Raw genomic sequence first — 16989 nt, forward strand, 5'->3', positions numbered from 1 at the left:
CGGAACATTACCCAAAGACGAAGCCGGTGCAATCGCCCGGCACTGTAGTTTAGTCAGGACTCATCCCACCGAGGGTGAACAGGGTGATCCGAATCTGGATCGATTCTGATGGTCCGAGGAGCGCGATGAGTTCGTCTTCGCGCTGGTAGACAATGTCGAGTTCAGTACATTCATCGGCATAGCGGAAGCCGGCCGTGGTCAAACGCGAATAGTCCCGGTCAAGATCGCGGACGGTGCTGCCGATGGCGCTCCAGCGGTCGGTGAGACGCACTTCGAAATTGGCCCGTGCCTCGCGCTGGTCCGAACGGGTGCCGTCATCATCGCTCACTTCCATATAGCTGATCCGGCCGGTGAAGCGGTCGCTCGTATAGCCGAAGCCGATATCGACGCGGTTGATGTCGCCATCCATCGCATCGAGGCGGGTCTGCAGGTCAGCCTCGAAACCTGCGATTTCGATCGTGCCGGCGACGATGTAATCCGACTCGTCCTCATACAGGCCGCTGCCGGCACTGAAGACCGGATCGCCATCGAGCCGGTAGCTCTGGCCGAGGAAGAGACGGGCTAGCCCGCTCTCGCCCCATTGCGCGGTTGTGCGCAGGCCATAGGTGACACGTTGTCCCGGCTCCCACAGGTCGAAGCCCGCGGCCCGGTCGGCCTCGAAGAGCAGGCTTTCGTCGAGGTCGAGCGAAATGCTGTCTTCGTTATAGACCCGGTCCGCGTCGGGATCATCGGAGGCGGCAACCGCCGAGATCACGGGTTCGACAATCCAGTCGACCGTCTCGCCTGCTCGATAGAAGGGCCAGCTGAACTCGGTGCCAACCAGCGCAAGCTGGCGGGAAAAACTGTCCTCGCTCTCGGCATAGGTGGCAGGCAGGTCATTGTAGGAATAGGTGTCGCTGCGCGCATAGGCGAAGGGCTCGATGACGATACCATTGCCGCTGACCCAACGGGCGCGCCAGTCGGCGGTCACGCTGGCGCGGGCATAATCCGTTCCGAGCTGACGCTCGAGCATCACGGCATTGCCGCTCAGATTGACCCGGCCCCAGGGTCCGGGGGCGTTGAAAACACGCTCATAACTGAACATCGGCGCGATCGTCGGGATCGTGTCGTCATCCTCGTTTTCGCGCAGGCTCTGATAGTCCGCTGCGATCAGCGAGCCATAGCTGTTGCGCGTGCGCCCCTCAACATAGATCTGGCTAACCAGGCGCCGGTTGCCGCCTTCGATCGGGGCGCCGCGGTCACGGTCGATTTCGGAGAAATCATAACGCCGTAAATGCAGGTCATCGGAGGCACGCTGGATGCCGAAGCCCCAACGCCAGTCCGGATTGATCTCCCACTGACCGCCACCGAACAAATGCCAGCGCCAGCTCTCATCGCCGAAACGATCGCCATCACTGTCGATCTCGGCTTCATGGGTGATGCTGCCCTCGAAGGCCATCTCGCCGGACCAGAAGCGCTTGCGGTATTCGGTGAAGAGCAGCGGATTGACATTGGTCATCACGCGCGGTGCCAGGGTGATGTCCTGGGATGGCGAGATCGCCCAGTAGTAGGGCTGCTGATAGGAGAAGCCGAGCCGCGAGGAAACGCTGAAGCCCGGGAAGAGAAATCCGCTGTGCCGGTCCGCGGACGGGTCCGGATGGGCGAAGACGGGTGAGTAGAGCACAGGCACGCCCATCACTTCGAACTGGGCGTCGCGATAATAGATCATCTGCTCGTCGGGATCCTGGATCACCTGACGGGCGCGCAGCCGCCATGTCGGCTCGTATTCGCCATTCTCGCACAGTTCGCAGGCGGTGTAATAGGCGTCTTCGAGTTGCAGGCCGCCATTGCTCTGGCGAATCGCGGCGGCGGCAGCCATCTGGCCGTTATTCTCGAGCATCGTCGCGAAGCCGAGCGCGAGGCCGGCCGACATTTCCGAATCGAGCTCGACCTCGTCCGCATATTGCGGGTAGGGGCCCTGGCCGTGAATAACGACATTGCCGCGCGCGATGATGCGATTCAGATCGGGATGATATTCCAGCTCGTCGGCATAGAGGGTCCGGCCGCTCTGGCGCGCACGCACATGCCCGGTGGCAAGAAAACCCGCCCCGTTACCGAGATCCTCGAGATTGTCGGCTTCCAGATAAACCGGTGCTTCGTCGGCTTCCGCTGCTTGGGCCAGAGCCGCAGGCGACAGGGCGAGCACGCTCGAGCTCATCAATGCAGCCGCGAGACGGCTAAACTGCGACGCCATGCGTCACTCCTTGTCTGACCCGGCCAGGTTCGAATACCGGCCTTTATGACTAACGGAACCGGCCGCGGTCGTCCATCGCGTCATCCGTCTTCGGTCGAGGCGATATAGCTCATGGCCAGCAGGGCGGTAAGCGCCGGAGCTGCCCAGGCCGCAGTCGCGGCCGGAAGCGCGCCGGTGGCCCCCATGGAGCCGAGCACTTCCTGCAGGAAAAACATCAGAAATCCAGCCAGGCCGCCAGCCAGGGCGAAGGCCGCAGCGCCGCCGAGCCGGTGCAGCCGCAGGGTCGCCGCTGCAGCGATCAGAGTGGCGGCCAGCAAGGTCAGTGGCAGCGCCAGGAGCTGGTGCAGGCGCAATTGATAGCGCTCGGTCGCCAGCCCCGCCTCATGGGCCGAATCGATCAGCCCCGGCAGGTCCCAGACCGAAACCCCGTCCGGCGAACGCGACCGTTCGAACAGGGCCTGGCGATTGATCAGGGTCGGGATCGTCACCAGGCCCAGTTGCAGCGCGGCGCTGTTGGGCGTGCGCTCGACCGCATCGGTGACTTCCCAGAAACCGTCGCGCAGTCTGGCGCTGCCGGCATCAATCCGCCGCTCGAGCCGGGGTACGCCCTCGGCATCGACCGAGAAATACATGAAGGCCGGGGTCATCAGGCGCTGGCTGTCCTCGTCGAGCGACAGGGCGGCAATCACGGTGAATCCGTCGAGATTGGACTCGCGAAGCCAGACGGGTTGTTCGACATCGGGGCTGCGGCGGACATCCATCAGCGCATCGCGGCGGCGTTCGAATTCCGCATTGCCGGCCGAGCCGAGCGGGTTGAGGGCCAGCGTGCCGATCAAGCCGCCCGCGACCGCCAGGGCGATCGGGGCCGACAGGATACGCCAGGCCGACATGCCCGAGGCGCGCATCACGATCAGTTCGCTGGAGCGGTTGAGACGGAAGAGCGAGGTCAGGACGCCGAACAGGAAGACGAAGGGAAGAGTGGTCTCGATCAGCGATGGCGTTTTCAGCAAGGTCAGGCCGAGCAGGTCGAGCGAGCCGATATCGACGCGGGTGCCGATGGAGCGCGATTGCTCGACGAAATCGACCAGGATGATGACGGTGCTGATCACCAGCAGGGCCAGGCCGAGCCCGACCAGTGTCTGGGCCATCATGTAACGGTTCAGGCGGCTGAACGGCATGACTCAGACCCCCGCCGTCAAATGGCGCGCCGGACGCACGCGCGTCGGCCAGTAGATGACAGCCATCGCGCCAAGACAGCCCAGCAGCGGCACGAGATACTGGCCGATATTGGCCGCGCCATCGACGGCGCTGGCTGACTGCACCGCAAAACCGGCCAGTCTCAGTGCCAGCCCGAGCGCGACCGCGACCATCACGCGGCGGCCATAGCCCATGCGCGAATAATCGCCGGCCAGAAAGACGGCGGCGGCGATCAGGACGAAGACGAGATTGTAGAGCGGCGCCGAGAGCCGGTAGTGGGCTTCCGCCCAGGCGCGTTCTGGGCCGCCACTGCGAGCGATCGTGCTGGCGTCGGGCCAGATCAGCTCATGCAGGAAACGGTCGCTCTCCTTGAAGAACATGGCGTCGATCGGGCCGATGAACTCGCCAAGGTCGAACTCGGTGCGGTCAAAGGTGACATAGCCGAGCTCGCCGGCGGCATCGATCTGCTGGCGGTTGCCATCGGCCAGCACCATGGAGGACTGGGTCGAGGAGCGGACGATAAAGCCTTCGCGCGCCGTGATGGTGATCGGTTCATTGGTGACGCGGGTGTCGTGGATCAGCACGTCCTGCATGCGCCCGTCGCGGCCGCGTTCGCGGGCATAGAGCGTGACGCCGGCGCCGATCTGGGTGAAGGCGCCCGGCGTGATCAGGCTGGCAGCAGCGTCGGAGCGCAGATCGTGCAGGCTGCGCCGCATCTCGCGATAGGCGAGGGGCTGGACGAAGAGATTGATCGCCAGATTGAAGATCATCACATAGACGGCAAGCCGCAGCAGCGGCGACAGGACCGCCAGCCGACTCATGCCCGAGGCCGAGGCGATCACCAGTTCACTGTCGGCGGAGAGCCGGTTCATTCCCGACAGGACGGCGATGAACAGGGCGATCGGCACCAGCAGGGCTGTCAGTTGCGGCAGCGCCAGCAGCGTCACCTTGAGGAAGGTCAGCGCTGTCTGCGAATAGCCCGAGACCAGGTCGACGTTCGACAGACTCTGCGTGAGCAGTGCCAGTCCCGCCAGCGCGGACACCGACGTGATGAAGGGCCAGAGCAATTGGGTAAAGAAATAGCGTTGAACCAGAATCATGACCGAATTTTCGCTGCGTGATCCGCCTTCTATCTCACGTCTGGATCGGATACCACTTCCGCAATCCATCTTTTCGGCTCCACGCGCATTTTTGGAGCTCCCGCTTTTCGAGAAGGTCAAGCCATGAAGATCGAATTCGTCACTGCCGGTTCCGCTGTCGGAGCCATCGCCGTCCCGGCCTATGACAAGGCCACGCTGTCGCCAGCGGCCAAGTCCGTGGATGACGCCACATTCGGTTCGCTCACCCGCGCCATCGCGGCCTCGCGCTTCAAGGGCGGTGCCGGCGAGACGCTGGAAATTATCGCGCCGGCCGGCATTGATGCGCCGCGCGTCGTGATCTTCGGTCTCGGCGAGAAGGCAAAACTGAACGAAAATGTGCTCGAGAAGGCCGCCGCTGCGGTCGTCGGCAAGCTCCTGACCGGCGGCGAGACAATCGTCACCCTGCGCCTGGATGGCGAAGCTGATGGCCAAGGCGCAGCCCGCGCCGGCCTCGGTGCACGCCTCGCCGCCTACCGTTTCGACCAGTACCGCACCAAGCTTTCCGACGACAAGAAACCCTCGCTGAAACAGGTTGTGATCGCTGTCGACGACGTCGCCGCCGCGCAATCGGCCTGGAAGGATTGGGGCCCGGTCGCCGATGGCGTCGATACCGCACGCGAACTGCTCAACCAGCCGCCCAACATCCTCAACCCGGAAACCTATGCCAAGCAGATCGAAGGCATGGCCAAGCTCGGGCTCGATATCGAGATCCTCGACGAGGCACAGATGCTCGACCTGGGCATGCACTCCCTGCTCGGCGTCGGTCAGGCTTCGGAATTCGAGAGCCATATCGCGATCATGAAATGGAATGGCGGCAAGAAGGGCGACAAGCCGCTCGTCTTCGTCGGCAAGGGCCTGACTTTCGATTCGGGTGGCATCTCGCTCAAGCCAGGTGCCGGCATGGACGAAATGAAGGGTGATATGGGCGGCTCCGCTGCCGTTGTCGGCCTGATGACCGCCCTGGCAGGCCGCAAGGCCAATGTGAATGCGATCGGCATTGTCGGCCTGGTCGAGAACATGCCTGACGGCAATGCCCAGCGCCCGGGCGATATCGTGACCTCGATGTCGGGCCAGACGATCGAGATCCTCAATACCGATGCGGAAGGCCGCCTCGTGCTGGCTGACGTGCTCTGGTATGCGCAGCAGACCTTCGATCCGAAGCTGATGATCGACCTGGCCACGCTGACCGGTGCCATCCTGATCGCGCTCGGCAATTCCCGCGCCGGCATCTTCTCCAATAATGACGAGCTTGCCGAACGCCTCTTCGCTGCCGGCAATGCAGCGGACGAGCCTGTCTGGCGTCTGCCGCTCGGTTCCGATTATGAAAAGCATATCGAGACCAAGAATGCCGATATGCGCAATGTCGGCGAAGGCCGTCTGGCCGGTTCGATCTCGGCGGCGGAATTCCTCAAGCGCTTCGTCAATGACAAGCCCTGGTGCCATATCGACATTGCCGGCACGGCGATGGGCGGCATGAAGGACGACCCACGGCAGCCCAGCTGGGGCACAGGCTGGGGCGTGCGCATGCTCGACCGCTTCGTGCGCGACAATTACGAGGGCTAGCCTTCGAACAAGGAGAGGGCGGCTTTCGGGCCGCCCTTTTTATGTATGCCGGCTGATATCTGGTTCTATCATCTCGAGCGTTCCGGGCCTGAAGAGGTGCTCCCTGAATTGCTCGAAAAGACGCTGGCCAAGGGCTGGCGCGCACTGGTGCGCTCTGCCGACACTGATCGTCTCGCCTCGCTCGACAAATCCCTGTGGACCTGGCGCGAGGACAGCTTCCTGCCGCATGGCCTGGCCGACGAGCCCGAGCCGGAGCGTCAGCCGGTCCTGCTCGCCAGCGACGAGGCCAATCCGGGCCAGGCGCAATGCCTCTTCCTGCTCGACGGTGCGCAGCCGGAAAACCCGGACGCCTTCGAGCGCGTCATCGTGATGTTTGACGGCCAGGACGAAAGCGCCGTCAATGCGGCGCGGCGGCTCTGGAAACAGCTCTCGACACCGGAGCGAACCGTCTCATACTGGCGCCAATCGCCGGAAGGCCGCTGGGAGAAGAAGGCATGACCAAACGCATCCTGTTACCCGTATTGTCCGCGCTGGCCGTGTCGGCCTGTGCTACGACCACGCCGGAGAGCGGCGAGGCGGCAATGCCGGGTTTTGAAAACACCGACGATCCCTGCGGTGCCGTCGCGCGCGAATACCTGATTGGCCAGCCGGTCAGCGAGGTCGATCTCGACAGCCTGGCGCGCCTGGTCCGCCCGATCCATCCCGGCCAGCCTGTGACCATGGATTTTCGCGGCGAACGCCTCAATCTTGATCTCGACGGCGACGGCGTTATCGTGCGTCTCTGGTGTGGTTGACCCGGCGGGCCCGATTTCATGAAACGTGTTTCAATTCTTCTGGGCGGCCTGTTGCTGACGGGCTGCGCCTTCGACATGTCGCCGGCGCCGCGCCAGGCGCTGCCGACGCTCGCGCCTGTCACGGCGCCCGCTCAACCGGCCGTTGCCGGACCGGCTTCCGACATGCCGGCCATGGGCGAGGTCCAGGATATTGGCACGGCCCGTTTCCAGCGCCCGATCACCGGGTCATGCGGCATGGAAAGCCTGCAGCATTATGTCGGCCAGCCGCGCGTCGCGGTCGACAGCCGGACGCTGCCGGAGAATTACCGCGTCGTCGGCCGCTATTCGCGCGTCACGATGGAATACATTCCTGAACGGCTGACGATCCGCATCGCCGATGACGACACGGTGGAGAGCCTGACCTGCGGCTAGGGGACTAGCGGTTTTCCCAGGAGATCGCGTATTGCAGCACTGTCGCGAAGCAGACCCAGGCCAGATAGGCGAGATTGGCGTAGACGACCCAGGGCGCGATCTGGTGGACCGCGACCAGCGCCCAGATCAGCGTGCCCAGCACCAGCGTGATATCCGCGGCGGCCAGCGCATTGCTGCGCAGGCCGAATTGCAGCGGGGCGAAAGCCGCGTTGAAGACCAGGTTCAACGCGAAGGGCAGCGCCAGCCAGGGCGAAACCAGGCCGCTGAAGGCGAGCCAGAACACATAGCCAAAGCTGACGGCGATGATGAAATAGAGCACCGACCAGACCGGGGCGAAGAGCCATGAGGGTGGGGCCCAGGCCGGTTTCCTCAGTTGCGCGTACCAGTCCTTGATCTGCACGTCTCGCCTCTCGCTTCAGCGTCCTGGCTGCGAATATGGGGATGAGTGGGGGTGGAGTTCAAGCGGGCGATCCGGTGCCTCGTCTAGCCCGCTCGCGCCGCTTCCAGCTTTTCTTCCGCCGCCATCCATTTGGCTTCCGCCGCATCGATCAGTTCGACGGCCTTGGCACGCTTCATCTGCAGGTCCTTGGCGGCCTTCGGGTCTTTCTTGTAAAGGCCCGGCGTGGCCAGCCCGCGATCAATCACTTCGAGAATGCCGCGCAGGCGGTCGGCTTCCTTGGCCCAGCGGGTGGATTCGGTGCGCAGGGGCTTGAGCTCGTCGCGGCGGGCGGCGAGATTGCGGCGTTTCACGCTCTTGTCGTCTTGCGGCAGATCCTTTTTCTCGCGCTTGGCAGCGCGGGCGGGGCGACCGGAGAAGCTCTGGCGATAAGTCTCGATATCCTCGTCATAGGGTGTCACCGAGCCATTGGCCACGAGCCAGAGACGATCGACCGAGCTTTCGATCAGATGCCGGTCGTGGCTGATCAGGATGACGGCACCTTCATACTCGTTCAGCGCCATGATCAGGGCCGAGCGGCTGTCCATGTCGAGGTGATTGGTCGGCTCATCGAGGATCAAGAGGTGGGGGCCATGGAAGGTGATCAGGTTGAACATCAACCGCGCCTTCTCGCCGCCGGACAAGGAACCGGCCGGGGTTTCCTGGCGGTCGCGCGGCAGGCCAAAACGGGCCAGGCGGGCGCGGCGCTGGGCCTCGGTCGCGTCCGGCATCAGATCGATCACGTGTTGATAGGCCGAGGTGTCGGCATGCAGACCGTCAATCTGGTGCTGGGCGAAATAGGCGATCTCCAGCTTCTTGTGATGGCGCATATGGCCCGAGAGCGGGATCAGCTTGTCGCAGAGCAGTTTGGCCAGGGTCGACTTGCCGGCGCCATTGCGGCCGAGAATGCCGATACGGTCATCGGGATCGATGCGCAGATTGACATTGCGCAGCACGGGCTTGCCCGGCGCATAGCCGGCATCGACCTCTTCGATCCGCACGATGGGCGGCGCCATCGCCTTTTTGGGAGCAGGGAAGAGGAAGGGCGCGACCGGGTCGGCGACCGTGGTGGCCACCGGCTGCATCTTTTCCAGCCGCTTGACGCGGGACTGGGCCTGTTTGGCTTTCGAGGCCTTGGCCTTGAAGCGGTCGACGAAGGCCTGCAAATGCCGGCGCTCGGCATCCTGCTTGTCGGCCATCTTCACCTGCAGGCGCTGACGCTCGGCCAGCGCCTTTTCGAAGTCGTCATAGCCGCCTTCGAAGACACTGATCTTGCCATCCTTGAGGTGGGCAATGCGCTGCATCGAACCGTTCAGCAGATCGCGGTCGTGGGAGATGACGAGCACGGCGCCGGGGAAGCTCTTGAGGTAGGTCTGCAGCCACATCACGCCTTCAAGGTCGAGATAATTGGTCGGCTCATCGAGCAGCAGGACGTCGGGTTCGGCAAACAGGGTCGCGGCGAGGGCGACGCGCATGCGCCAGCCACCGGAGAATTCACGGCAGGCGCGCAACTGCTCTTCAGCCGTGAAGCCCAGACCGGAGAGGATGGAGCCGGCCCGTGCCTCGGCAGTATGGGCATCGATATCGGCCAGGCGAATCTGGATCTCGGCGATGCGATTGGGGTCGGTCGCGGTCTCGGCTTCCTTGAGCAGGGCCGCGCGTTCCAGGTCGGCATCGAGCACAACGGAGATCAGACTCTCGTCACCACCCGGCGCCTCCTGGGCCACCCAGCCGACGCGCGCACCCTTGCGCAGCGTGGTGTCCCCGCCCTCCGGATGGATATCGCCGCGGATCAGCCGGAACAGGGTCGACTTGCCGGTGCCATTGCGCCCGACCAGCCCCATCTTGCATTTTGGGGGCAGGTGAAAGGTCGCCTGGTCGAACAGCATCCGGCCTTCGATACGATATGTCAGATCATTGATGTGTAGCATGGGCAGGCGCGTAGCCCGGCTTGGCGGTTGGCGCAAGCGTGCTTGGCGTTGAAGCGGCAGCGGTCCGGCGCTGGCACAATCCCGATTGATAGCATGGTGGAGACATGGATATATCGCTGCGGTGCGGTCGATACGGGTTCGCCCGCCGCCTTCGGGGAAATTTCATGTTCAAGATCGTGTCGCGCCTGGCGGGCACAGCCCTGCTCGTGTGCAGTGCAGCCCTGACCGCCTGTGCGTCAGCGCCGCCATCGAGCATTCGCTTCGACCCGGCATCGCAGGATGCCCTCATGCTGATGGTCCTGCCGACGACCGGGCTGGGCCGTCGCTACGCCTTCAAGTCGGTCGATCTGGAAACCGGTCAGTTCGGCGACGCCATTTACTCGGTCAATGCCTCGGTCTGGGGCGGCGTGAACCGGATCAATGACGACCCCCGGCTTGATCTGCGCGTGCAGCCAATCCCGCCGGGCACCTATGCCCTCGTCGACTATGGCACCGTGAGTTCGACGGGCATGAGCGAGGTTACGACCTATTTCTGTTACTTTAACGGTGCGCCGGTGTGGGAGATCCGCTCCGGCATGATTTCGGTCATGCCCATGCTGGCAGAGCCCGCTCTCCTCGGTGTGCCGGGGGAACTTCAGCTGCGTGACAACGCGGTGTCCGAAGCGGAGATCGAAGGCGAAGTGGCGCGGGCCCGGGCGAATTATCCCGGCCTGACCGGCGAGGCCGGGATCACCTATCCCGTGGCCAATATCCGGTGGACGGAGACCCGTGGCGGATTCTGGCAATCCATGAACCGGGTTTGCGCTGAGCCCGAAGACTTTACCGTCATGACCCGTCGCTGACAGCCGGCGGCACAGCGGCATCTTTCCAAGCCGGGCTGATCCCGCTATAAGCCCGCCCGATTCATAGAGCCCCGGGGTTGGCCCGCGCTCGTCCAACTCTCCTGAGGAATTCACATCATGGCGCTGCAACGCACCTTCTCGATCATCAAACCCGACGCCACTGCCCGCAATCTCACCGGCGCCATCAATGCCAAGATTGAAGCCGCCGGCCTGCGCATCATCGCGCAAAAGCGCATGCAGCTGAGCCGCGCCCAGGCCGAGACGTTTTACGGCGTCCACAAGGCTCGCCCCTTCTTCAACGACCTCGTCTCCTTCATGATCTCCGGCCCGGTCGTGGTCCAGGTCCTCGAAGGCGAAAACGCGATCGCGAAATACCGCGACGTCATGGGTGCCACCAATCCCGAGCAGGCTGAAGCCGGCACGATCCGCAAGGAATTCGCCGAGTCGATCGAAGCCAATTCGGTTCACGGCTCCGATGCGCCTGAAACCGCTGCTGAAGAGATCGCCTATTTCTTCGCCGGTATCGAAATGGTCGGCTAAGGCTGATCGCCGATACGCAGACAAGGGGCCCGGCGGAAACGCCGGGCCTTTTTGTTGAATACGGGCTTTGGGCCACGGGAGAGACGTTCTGGATATTGCATTGATGGCCAGCCTGGGCGGGTTGATCCTCGCCATGTGGGGCACGCCGGGGCCGAATAACCTTATCCTGCTGACCTCAAGTGCGCTGTTTGGCGCACGCGCTGCCGTGCCGCACTGGATTGGCGCCAATCTCGGTTTTGCGATCCTGCTGACGGCAATGGTGTTCGGCCTGGGTGAATTGTTTGAGCGCTTCCCCTGGACGGCCATGCTGGTTCGCGTCGGCGGTGCAGCCTGGCTGGGCTGGATGGGCTGGACCTATATCCGGGCCGGCATTCGCGGCGGTGTCATCGACCCGGCCGAGGCGGCGAAGACCGGTGCGCGTCCGATGAATGTGCCCGAGGCCATGCTGTTCCAGTGGGTCAATCCGAAGGGCCTCTTGCTGGCGATGTCGATCGTCGGCGGCTATTCGGCACTGGGCGAGACATCGGCCGAACGGGCGCTGGTGATGGTCGGCGTGTTTGCCCTGTTCGGTACGCCGTGCGGCCTGATCTATGTACTGGCGGGCGGGATGTTGCGGCGGGTGATGGGCAATCACCACCATGCCCGCATTTTGAACTTCGCCATCGGCGCCGTCTTCATCATCACGGTCGGCATGATCCTGACGGCGGGGTGAGGGGGCGGCGTGGTCGATGGCCTCTCGGCAATAGACCTTGCCGATCCGCCCGGCGCGCGTCAGTTTGCGCCCGACTCATTCCACCGCAATTGCGAGGCCCGGCATGTCTTCCCTTCACGCCCTGATCGAACGCCTGCCCAAGGCCGAACTTCACCTTCATCTTGAAGGCTCGCTCGAGCCGGAACTGATGTTCGAACTGGCCAGGCGCAACGGGATCGAGATCCCCTTCGCCTCGGTCGAGGATATCCGTAAAGCCTATGATTTCAGCAGTCTGCAGGACTTTCTTGATATCTATTATGTCGGCATGAATGTGCTGATCACCGAACAGGATTTCCATGATCTGACGATGGCCTATCTGGCCCGCATCCATGAAGACAATGTCCGCCATGTCGAGGTCTTCTTCGATCCCCAGGGCCATACTGATCGCGGCATCGCCTTTGCGACCGTGATCAACGGCATCAGCTCTGCCCTCGATGAGGGCCGGGAAAAATGGGGCATCACCTCCAGGCTCATTCTCTGTTTCCTGCGCCATCTCTCCGAAGAGGCCGCCTTTGAGACGCTGGAAATGGCGGCGGAACATCTCGACCGTATCGATGGTGTCGGCCTCGACAGTTCCGAGCTGGGCCATCCGCCATCGAAATTCCGCCAGGTCTTTGCTGCCGCCGGCACGCTCGGTCTCAAGCGCGTCGCCCATGCCGGCGAGGAGGGGCCGCCGGAATATATCCATGAGGCCCTCGACATGCTCGCCATCGACCGTCTCGACCATGGCAATCGCGCCCTGGAAGACGGCACCCTGGTCGCCCGGCTCGGCCGCGAGAAGATGACGCTGACGGTGTGTCCCCTGTCGAACCTGCGCCTTTGCGGCATCGCCCGGCTGGAGGATCACCCGGTCAAGACCATGCTCTCGCTCGGCCTGCGCGCCACGATCAATTCGGATGATCCGGCCTATTTCGGTGGCTATATCAACGAGAATTTCCGCCGCACCGCCGATGCCATCGGCCTGACGGCGGAGGAGATCATCGAGCTGGCGAAGAATTCCTTCCGGGGCAGTTTCCTGGAGCCGGCCGCGATCGAGGCGCATCTCGCCGAGATCGATGCGGTGGTGGCTGACGCGTCAGCCTAATCCTCAGCCGTCGGTTTCTGCCGCAAGGATTTCCGCGTTCCACGGATCGCTTTCGCCGCCTTGACCTTCTTGATCGAGGACAGCGAGGGCCGTGACTTGATGCGTGGCTTGGGCGGGGTGAGGGCTTCGAGGATCAGCGCCCGGAGCCGTTCGCGAGCGGCAGCGCGATTGCGCTCCTGCGAGCGGGTTTCCTCGGCGCGGATCACCAGCACGCCATCCTTGGTCAGGCGGCTGGCGGCGATGCGCACCAGGCGCGCCTTGACGGCGGGGGGCAGGGCCGTGGAGGCGGCGAGGTTAAAGCGCAGCTGAACGGCGCTCTCGGTCTTGTTGACATGCTGGCCACCCGGACCGGAGGCGCGGGTATAGCGCTCTTCCAGCTCGGCCTCGTCGATCTCCAGGGAGGGTGTGATTTGCATCGCGCGATCCCCGGGGCCGATCAGTCGTGCGGGTTCATCAGGAGCTCGGCGCCGAATTCCCGCACCTGCAGCCGCACCCGCTCGCCGGCAACGCGCGCCTTGCCGGAACAGGCCAGGGCGATGCATTGGCGATAGAGCTTGTGCTCGGCCGCGACGACGCGTGCGGCCAGGGTTGAGGGAGTGTCGTCAGGCAGGACCGGCACGGCGGCCTGGCCGATGATCGGGCCGTCATCCATTTCCGGACGCACATAATGCACCGTGCAGCCATGGATACGCACGCCATTCTCCAGCGCCCGCTCATGCGTGTGCAGGCCCTTGAAGGCGGGCAGCAATGAGGGGTGGATATTGAGCAGCAGGTCGCGCCAGCGCTCGGTAAACCAGGGTGTGAGGATGCGCATGAAACCGGCGAGGCAGACGATGCGCGTGTCGTAGAGTTTGAGGACGGCGTCAAGCGCCTGTTCGAACTCCTCACGGGTCTCGTAATCCCGATGGTCGACCACTTCGGTCTCGATCCCGGCCTCGCGGGCATAGTCGAGCCCGGCGGCGTCGGGGTTGTTGGACACAACCACCACGATTTCAGCCGGATAGCTCTCGGCCTTCGCGGCGTCGATGATGGCCTGCATATTGGAACCGCGCCCGGAAATGAGCACGGCGATCTTGGTTTTCGCCATTGTGTGCGTCCTTGGCTGTGGTCTGGGGTCAGGCGGGCTTGAGCGTACCGATAATCATGGCGGTCTCGCCCGCTTGCGCAAGCGCGCTGATCGTCGCATCGACATCGCCCGGTGCGACGCAGAGCAGCATGCCGATCCCGCAATTGAAGGTGCGGTGCATTTCATGCGCCTCGATGCCGCCGGTCTCGGCCAGCCAGGCAAAGACGGGCGGGAGTTCAAAGGCATTGTAGTCGATGACCGGCACGAGATGGTCCGGCGTCATGCGCGGCGGATTCTCGACCAGGCCACCACCGGTGATATGGGCGAGGCCATTGACCAGGCCGGCCTTGATCAGCGGCAGGCAGGCTTTCACATACAGCCGTGTTGGCGCCAGCAGGGCTTCGCCCAGGGTGAGGCCGGGCGTGAAGGGCGCCGGGTCTGACCAGGCCAGGCCGGACAGCTCGACCACCTTGCGCACCAGCGAGAAGCCGTTGGAGTGCACGCCCGAGGAGGCGAGGCCGATCAGCACATCGCCGGCTGCCATGCGCTCATGATCGGGCAGCAGGGCACCGCGCTCGGCCGCGCCGACGACAAAACCGGCCAGATCGAAATCATCGCCCTCATACATGCCCGGCATTTCAGCGGTTTCGCCGCCGATCAGGGCGCAGCCGCTTTCGCGGCAACCGGCGGCAATACCGGCAATGATGGCTTCGCCGCGCACCGGATCGAGCCTGGACGTGGCGAGATAATCGAGGAAGTAGAGGGGCTCGGCACCCTGGGCGAGCACGTCATTGACGCACATGGCGACCAGGTCGATGCCGACCGTATCCAGCTTGCCGGTATCGATGGCGAGGCGCAGCTTGGTGCCGACCCCGTCAGTGCCGGAAATCAGGATCGGGTCGCTATAGCCCGCAGCCTTGAGATCGAAGGCGCCGCCAAACCCGCCCAGATCGGCCGCAGCGCCGGGGCGGCGGGTCGATTTGGCCAGCGGTTTGATGCGATCGACCAGCGCGTCGCCGGCATCGATATCGACGCCCGATTGCGCATAGGTCAGCCCGTTGGGGCGTTTTTTGTCATCTTTGGCGGTCATGCGGGTTTCCAGGCTCTGTTCAAAGCGCGGCGGAGTACAGTCGAAACCTGCCTGAGAAGCAAGTCACGGGCTTCACGCGCGACTGTGTCTGGCTATACTAAAGGTCAATCGATACCAAGGAGTCGTGCCCGTGCGACCGATATTTGCAGCCATCTGCCTGTTTTTCGCCATTCCCGCCCTCGCGAGCGCCGACGACCCGTATACGATTCTCGGTGTTTCGATCGATGCGACCGGGAGCAATGCGCTCGAGGCGCAGACCATCGCCATGCGGCGCGGGCAGGCCATGGCGGCCCAGCGCCTGATCGAACGTCTGACCCTGCCGGAAGACCGGGCCGGGACGCCACTCGATTTCGGTTCGGTCGGCGCGATTGATTCGATCTTCGATGACAGTGCGATCGCCGAACTGATTTCCGGCCTGCAGATCGACAATGAGCAGCGCAGTGCCACACGCTATCTCGGCGAGCTGGACGTCAATTTCGACCGCCGCGCCGTCGTGCGCCTGCTCAGCAGCTATGGTGTGCCCTTCGTTGAATCCCAGGCTCGCCCGACCCTGGTCCTGCCGGTCTATGATGCCGGCGGCCAATTCTATCTCTGGGACGAAAACCCCTGGCTGTCCGCCTGGACCAGCCGCTCCTATGCCCATGCCCTTGCGCCAATGGCCGTGCCGGTCGATGGCCGCGGCCGCAGCATCATTTCGGCCCGCGATGCCCTGGCGCTGGACGAGCCGCGCCTGCGTGAACTGGCTTCGGTCTACGGCGTCAGCCGGATCGCCGTCCTGCGCGCCCAGGAGCGAGAAGGTGTGCGCCGGATCGGTGGTTTCCTCGTCAGCTTTGACGCGGGTGCCGAGATGGCGGTCGATACCTGGGGGCCTGAGACCGTCTACGGCAACTGGCGTGATGGCGCGCTGGGCTTTGTCGTCGGCCGCGAAAATGCCTGGAAGCGCGAGGCGATCGTGCGCAATACCGCCACCGAGGACATGCGCGTCACCGTGATCTATGGCGGGCTGGCTGAATGGCAGTCGCTGCAGGGCGCGCTGACCGGTGCCTCGCTGGTGACCAATGCGCGCCTCGATGCGATGTCGCGTGACGGTGCGCTGATGACGGTGAGCTATCGCGGCGCGCTGGAACAGCTGACCTCCGAGCTTGCCGAACGCGGTGCGACGCTGGAAGAGCATCCCGGACTGGGCTGGGTGGTACGCAGCGCATTCTGAGCCAGGATCGGACCGAAGGCATGACCGGCCAATTGGTGCTCAACCTGCCCGTCAGGGTGGATTTCAGCGCGGACAGTTTTGTCGAGGGGCGTGCCAATGCGGCCGCCGTTGCTGCCCTGTCGAAATGGCGGGACTGGCCCCGCGCCGTCATGGCGCTGATCGGCCCCGGCGGGTCCGGCAAATCGCATCTCGGCGCCATCTGGGCCCAGCAGACCGGGGCCCGCATCACCGATGCGGCGGGGCTTGAGGCCTGCCTGGCGGGCCTGCCGTTCGGGCGCTGCCTTCTCGTCGAGGATGTCGATGGCGGCGTCGCCGACGATGCCCTGTTTCACGCGATCAATCGCGCGGCGGAAGGGGATATCCCGGCGCTGCTCCTGACCGGGCGTACGCTGCCGGTGCTGTGGAAGGCGAGCCTGCCGGATCTGGTGTCGCGCCTGCGCGCCCTGCCGCACGCCGATCTGGACGAGCCCGACGACGAATTGCTCACCCGGCTTCTGCTGAAACAGTTCCGTGATCGCGGCGCGCCGCTGCGGCCCGGCGTGATAGAATATTTGCTGCCGCGCATGGAACGTTCGGTTTCCGCGATCCGTATTCTGGTCGACCGGATGGATAAGCTCGCGCTGGCCGGGCAAACCGCTGTGACCCGGGCGGTCGCGCGCGCCGCACTTGACGAACTGCCCGAGGATGGAGATCCGGAATGAC

The 16989-nt window shown here is 64.0% G+C and carries 18 protein-coding genes; 10 read left to right on the forward strand and 8 right to left on the reverse strand.

Features of this window, described 5'->3' with window-relative positions:
* Nucleotides 1-49: 49 nt before the first annotated feature.
* The 3 genes from ACN0YF_RS00740 to ACN0YF_RS00750 all read right to left on the reverse strand — a co-directional run bounded on the left by ACN0YF_RS00740 (nt 50) and on the right by ACN0YF_RS00750 (nt 4530).
* Entirely contained in the window at nt 50-2233 is a 2184-nt protein-coding gene (locus ACN0YF_RS00740) for an LPS-assembly protein LptD (RefSeq protein WP_417492947.1), read from the reverse strand.
* A gap of 80 nt (nt 2234-2313) precedes the next feature.
* Complete coding sequence (locus tag ACN0YF_RS00745) at nt 2314-3411, reverse strand: LptF/LptG family permease (protein ID WP_417492948.1); 1098 nt, start codon at nt 3409-3411, stop codon at nt 2314-2316.
* Between the two features lie 3 nt (nt 3412-3414).
* Nucleotides 3415-4530: an LptF/LptG family permease gene (locus tag ACN0YF_RS00750; protein WP_417481521.1), complete on the reverse strand. Its 1116-nt coding sequence runs from the start codon at nt 4528-4530 to the stop codon at nt 3415-3417.
* Between the two features lie 123 nt (nt 4531-4653).
* On the opposite strand from ACN0YF_RS00750, the gene ACN0YF_RS00755 reads away from it, so the two are divergent.
* From ACN0YF_RS00755 to ACN0YF_RS00770, 4 genes are read left to right on the forward strand one after another with little or no spacing between them, the layout of a single operon-like run.
* Nucleotides 4654-6132 (forward strand): leucyl aminopeptidase, encoded by a 1479-nt coding sequence (locus ACN0YF_RS00755; protein WP_417492949.1) that lies wholly within the window; start codon nt 4654-4656, stop codon nt 6130-6132.
* A gap of 45 nt (nt 6133-6177) precedes the next feature.
* On the forward strand, nt 6178-6630 hold the full coding sequence (locus ACN0YF_RS00760) for a DNA polymerase III subunit chi (RefSeq protein ID WP_417481519.1): 453 nt from the start codon (nt 6178-6180) through the stop codon (nt 6628-6630).
* Complete coding sequence (locus ACN0YF_RS00765; RefSeq protein WP_417492950.1) at nt 6627-6926, forward strand: I78 family peptidase inhibitor; 300 nt, start codon at nt 6627-6629, stop codon at nt 6924-6926. Before ACN0YF_RS00760 ends, ACN0YF_RS00765 begins: the two co-directional genes overlap by 4 nt.
* A gap of 18 nt (nt 6927-6944) precedes the next feature.
* Nucleotides 6945-7337, forward strand: a complete 393-nt coding sequence (locus tag ACN0YF_RS00770) for an I78 family peptidase inhibitor (protein ID WP_417492951.1) — start codon at nt 6945-6947, stop codon at nt 7335-7337.
* A 4-nt stretch (nt 7338-7341) separates the two neighbouring features.
* Here ACN0YF_RS00770 and ACN0YF_RS00775 read toward each other — a convergent pair whose 3' ends face one another.
* The gene (locus ACN0YF_RS00775) at nt 7342-7737 is read right to left on the reverse strand and encodes a TspO/MBR family protein (protein ID WP_417492952.1); all 396 of its coding nucleotides are present in this window, start codon (nt 7735-7737) and stop codon (nt 7342-7344) included.
* 83 nt (nt 7738-7820) lie between these two features.
* Nucleotides 7821-9704: an ABC-F family ATP-binding cassette domain-containing protein gene (locus tag ACN0YF_RS00780; RefSeq protein ID WP_417492953.1), complete on the reverse strand. Its 1884-nt coding sequence runs from the start codon at nt 9702-9704 to the stop codon at nt 7821-7823.
* A 164-nt stretch (nt 9705-9868) separates the two neighbouring features.
* On the opposite strand from ACN0YF_RS00780, the gene ACN0YF_RS00785 reads away from it, so the two are divergent.
* From ACN0YF_RS00785 to ACN0YF_RS00800, 4 genes are all read left to right on the forward strand, one after another.
* The gene (locus ACN0YF_RS00785) at nt 9869-10546 is read left to right on the forward strand and encodes a hypothetical protein (RefSeq protein WP_417481514.1); all 678 of its coding nucleotides are present in this window, start codon (nt 9869-9871) and stop codon (nt 10544-10546) included.
* 117 nt (nt 10547-10663) lie between these two features.
* Nucleotides 10664-11086 carry a nucleoside-diphosphate kinase gene (ndk, locus tag ACN0YF_RS00790; protein ID WP_417492954.1) on the forward strand — a complete coding sequence of 141 codons (423 nt, stop codon included), beginning with the start codon at nt 10664-10666 and terminating at the stop codon, nt 11084-11086.
* 103 nt (nt 11087-11189) lie between these two features.
* Entirely contained in the window at nt 11190-11798 is a 609-nt protein-coding gene (locus ACN0YF_RS00795; protein ID WP_417492955.1) for a LysE family translocator, read from the forward strand.
* Nucleotides 11799-11901: 103 nt separating this feature from the next.
* A complete protein-coding gene (locus tag ACN0YF_RS00800; RefSeq protein ID WP_417492956.1) occupies nt 11902-12921 on the forward strand; it encodes an adenosine deaminase in 1020 nt (339 codons plus the stop codon).
* Here ACN0YF_RS00800 and arfB read toward each other — a convergent pair.
* From arfB to purM, 3 genes are read right to left on the reverse strand one after another with little or no spacing between them, the layout of a single operon-like run.
* Nucleotides 12918-13337, reverse strand: a complete 420-nt coding sequence (arfB, locus tag ACN0YF_RS00805) for an alternative ribosome rescue aminoacyl-tRNA hydrolase ArfB (protein ID WP_417492957.1) — start codon at nt 13335-13337, stop codon at nt 12918-12920. The two genes, ACN0YF_RS00800 and arfB, sit on opposite strands and share 4 nt — an antisense overlap.
* 20 nt (nt 13338-13357) lie before the next feature.
* Nucleotides 13358-14008, reverse strand: a complete 651-nt coding sequence (gene purN / locus ACN0YF_RS00810; protein ID WP_417481509.1) for a phosphoribosylglycinamide formyltransferase — start codon at nt 14006-14008, stop codon at nt 13358-13360.
* 28 nt (nt 14009-14036) lie between these two features.
* Nucleotides 14037-15077: a phosphoribosylformylglycinamidine cyclo-ligase gene (gene purM / locus ACN0YF_RS00815; protein ID WP_417492958.1), complete on the reverse strand. Its 1041-nt coding sequence runs from the start codon at nt 15075-15077 to the stop codon at nt 14037-14039.
* Nucleotides 15078-15207: 130 nt separating this feature from the next.
* On the opposite strand from purM, the gene ACN0YF_RS00820 reads away from it, so the two are divergent.
* A complete protein-coding gene (locus ACN0YF_RS00820; protein ID WP_417481507.1) occupies nt 15208-16287 on the forward strand; it encodes a DUF2066 domain-containing protein in 1080 nt (359 codons plus the stop codon).
* A 20-nt stretch (nt 16288-16307) separates the two neighbouring features.
* Nucleotides 16308-16988, forward strand: coding sequence for a hypothetical protein (locus tag ACN0YF_RS00825; protein ID WP_417492960.1), 681 nt, complete (start codon nt 16308-16310; stop codon nt 16986-16988).
* Nucleotide 16989: the final 1 nt, after the last annotated feature.

Origin of the sequence: Maricaulis sp., from assembly GCF_048270265.1 — a bacterium.
GTDB lineage: Bacteria > Pseudomonadota > Alphaproteobacteria > Caulobacterales > Maricaulaceae > Maricaulis.

Excerpts from the sequence above, each read along its gene's own strand:
- ACN0YF_RS00740 (WP_417492947.1), bottom strand. The coding sequence starts at position 2,233 with ATGGCGTCGCAGTTTAGCCGTCTCGCGGCTGCATTGATGAGCTCGAGC.
- ACN0YF_RS00745 (WP_417492948.1), bottom strand. The coding sequence starts at position 3,411 with ATGCCGTTCAGCCGCCTGAACCGTTACATGATGGCCCAGACACTGGTC.
- ACN0YF_RS00750 (WP_417481521.1), bottom strand. The coding sequence starts at position 4,530 with ATGATTCTGGTTCAACGCTATTTCTTTACCCAATTGCTCTGGCCCTTC.
- ACN0YF_RS00755 (WP_417492949.1), top strand. The coding sequence starts at position 4,654 with ATGAAGATCGAATTCGTCACTGCCGGTTCCGCTGTCGGAGCCATCGCC.
- ACN0YF_RS00760 (WP_417481519.1), top strand. The coding sequence starts at position 6,178 with ATGCCGGCTGATATCTGGTTCTATCATCTCGAGCGTTCCGGGCCTGAA.
- ACN0YF_RS00765 (WP_417492950.1), top strand. The coding sequence starts at position 6,627 with ATGACCAAACGCATCCTGTTACCCGTATTGTCCGCGCTGGCCGTGTCG.
- ACN0YF_RS00770 (WP_417492951.1), top strand. The coding sequence starts at position 6,945 with ATGAAACGTGTTTCAATTCTTCTGGGCGGCCTGTTGCTGACGGGCTGC.
- ACN0YF_RS00780 (WP_417492953.1), bottom strand. The coding sequence starts at position 9,704 with ATGCTACACATCAATGATCTGACATATCGTATCGAAGGCCGGATGCTG.
- ACN0YF_RS00785 (WP_417481514.1), top strand. The coding sequence starts at position 9,869 with ATGTTCAAGATCGTGTCGCGCCTGGCGGGCACAGCCCTGCTCGTGTGC.
- ndk (WP_417492954.1), top strand. The coding sequence starts at position 10,664 with ATGGCGCTGCAACGCACCTTCTCGATCATCAAACCCGACGCCACTGCC.
- ACN0YF_RS00795 (WP_417492955.1), top strand. The coding sequence starts at position 11,190 with ATGGCCAGCCTGGGCGGGTTGATCCTCGCCATGTGGGGCACGCCGGGG.
- ACN0YF_RS00800 (WP_417492956.1), top strand. The coding sequence starts at position 11,902 with ATGTCTTCCCTTCACGCCCTGATCGAACGCCTGCCCAAGGCCGAACTT.
- arfB (WP_417492957.1), bottom strand. The coding sequence starts at position 13,337 with ATGCAAATCACACCCTCCCTGGAGATCGACGAGGCCGAGCTGGAAGAG.
- purN (WP_417481509.1), bottom strand. The coding sequence starts at position 14,008 with ATGGCGAAAACCAAGATCGCCGTGCTCATTTCCGGGCGCGGTTCCAAT.
- purM (WP_417492958.1), bottom strand. The coding sequence starts at position 15,077 with ATGACCGCCAAAGATGACAAAAAACGCCCCAACGGGCTGACCTATGCG.
- ACN0YF_RS00825 (WP_417492960.1), top strand. The coding sequence starts at position 16,308 with ATGACCGGCCAATTGGTGCTCAACCTGCCCGTCAGGGTGGATTTCAGC.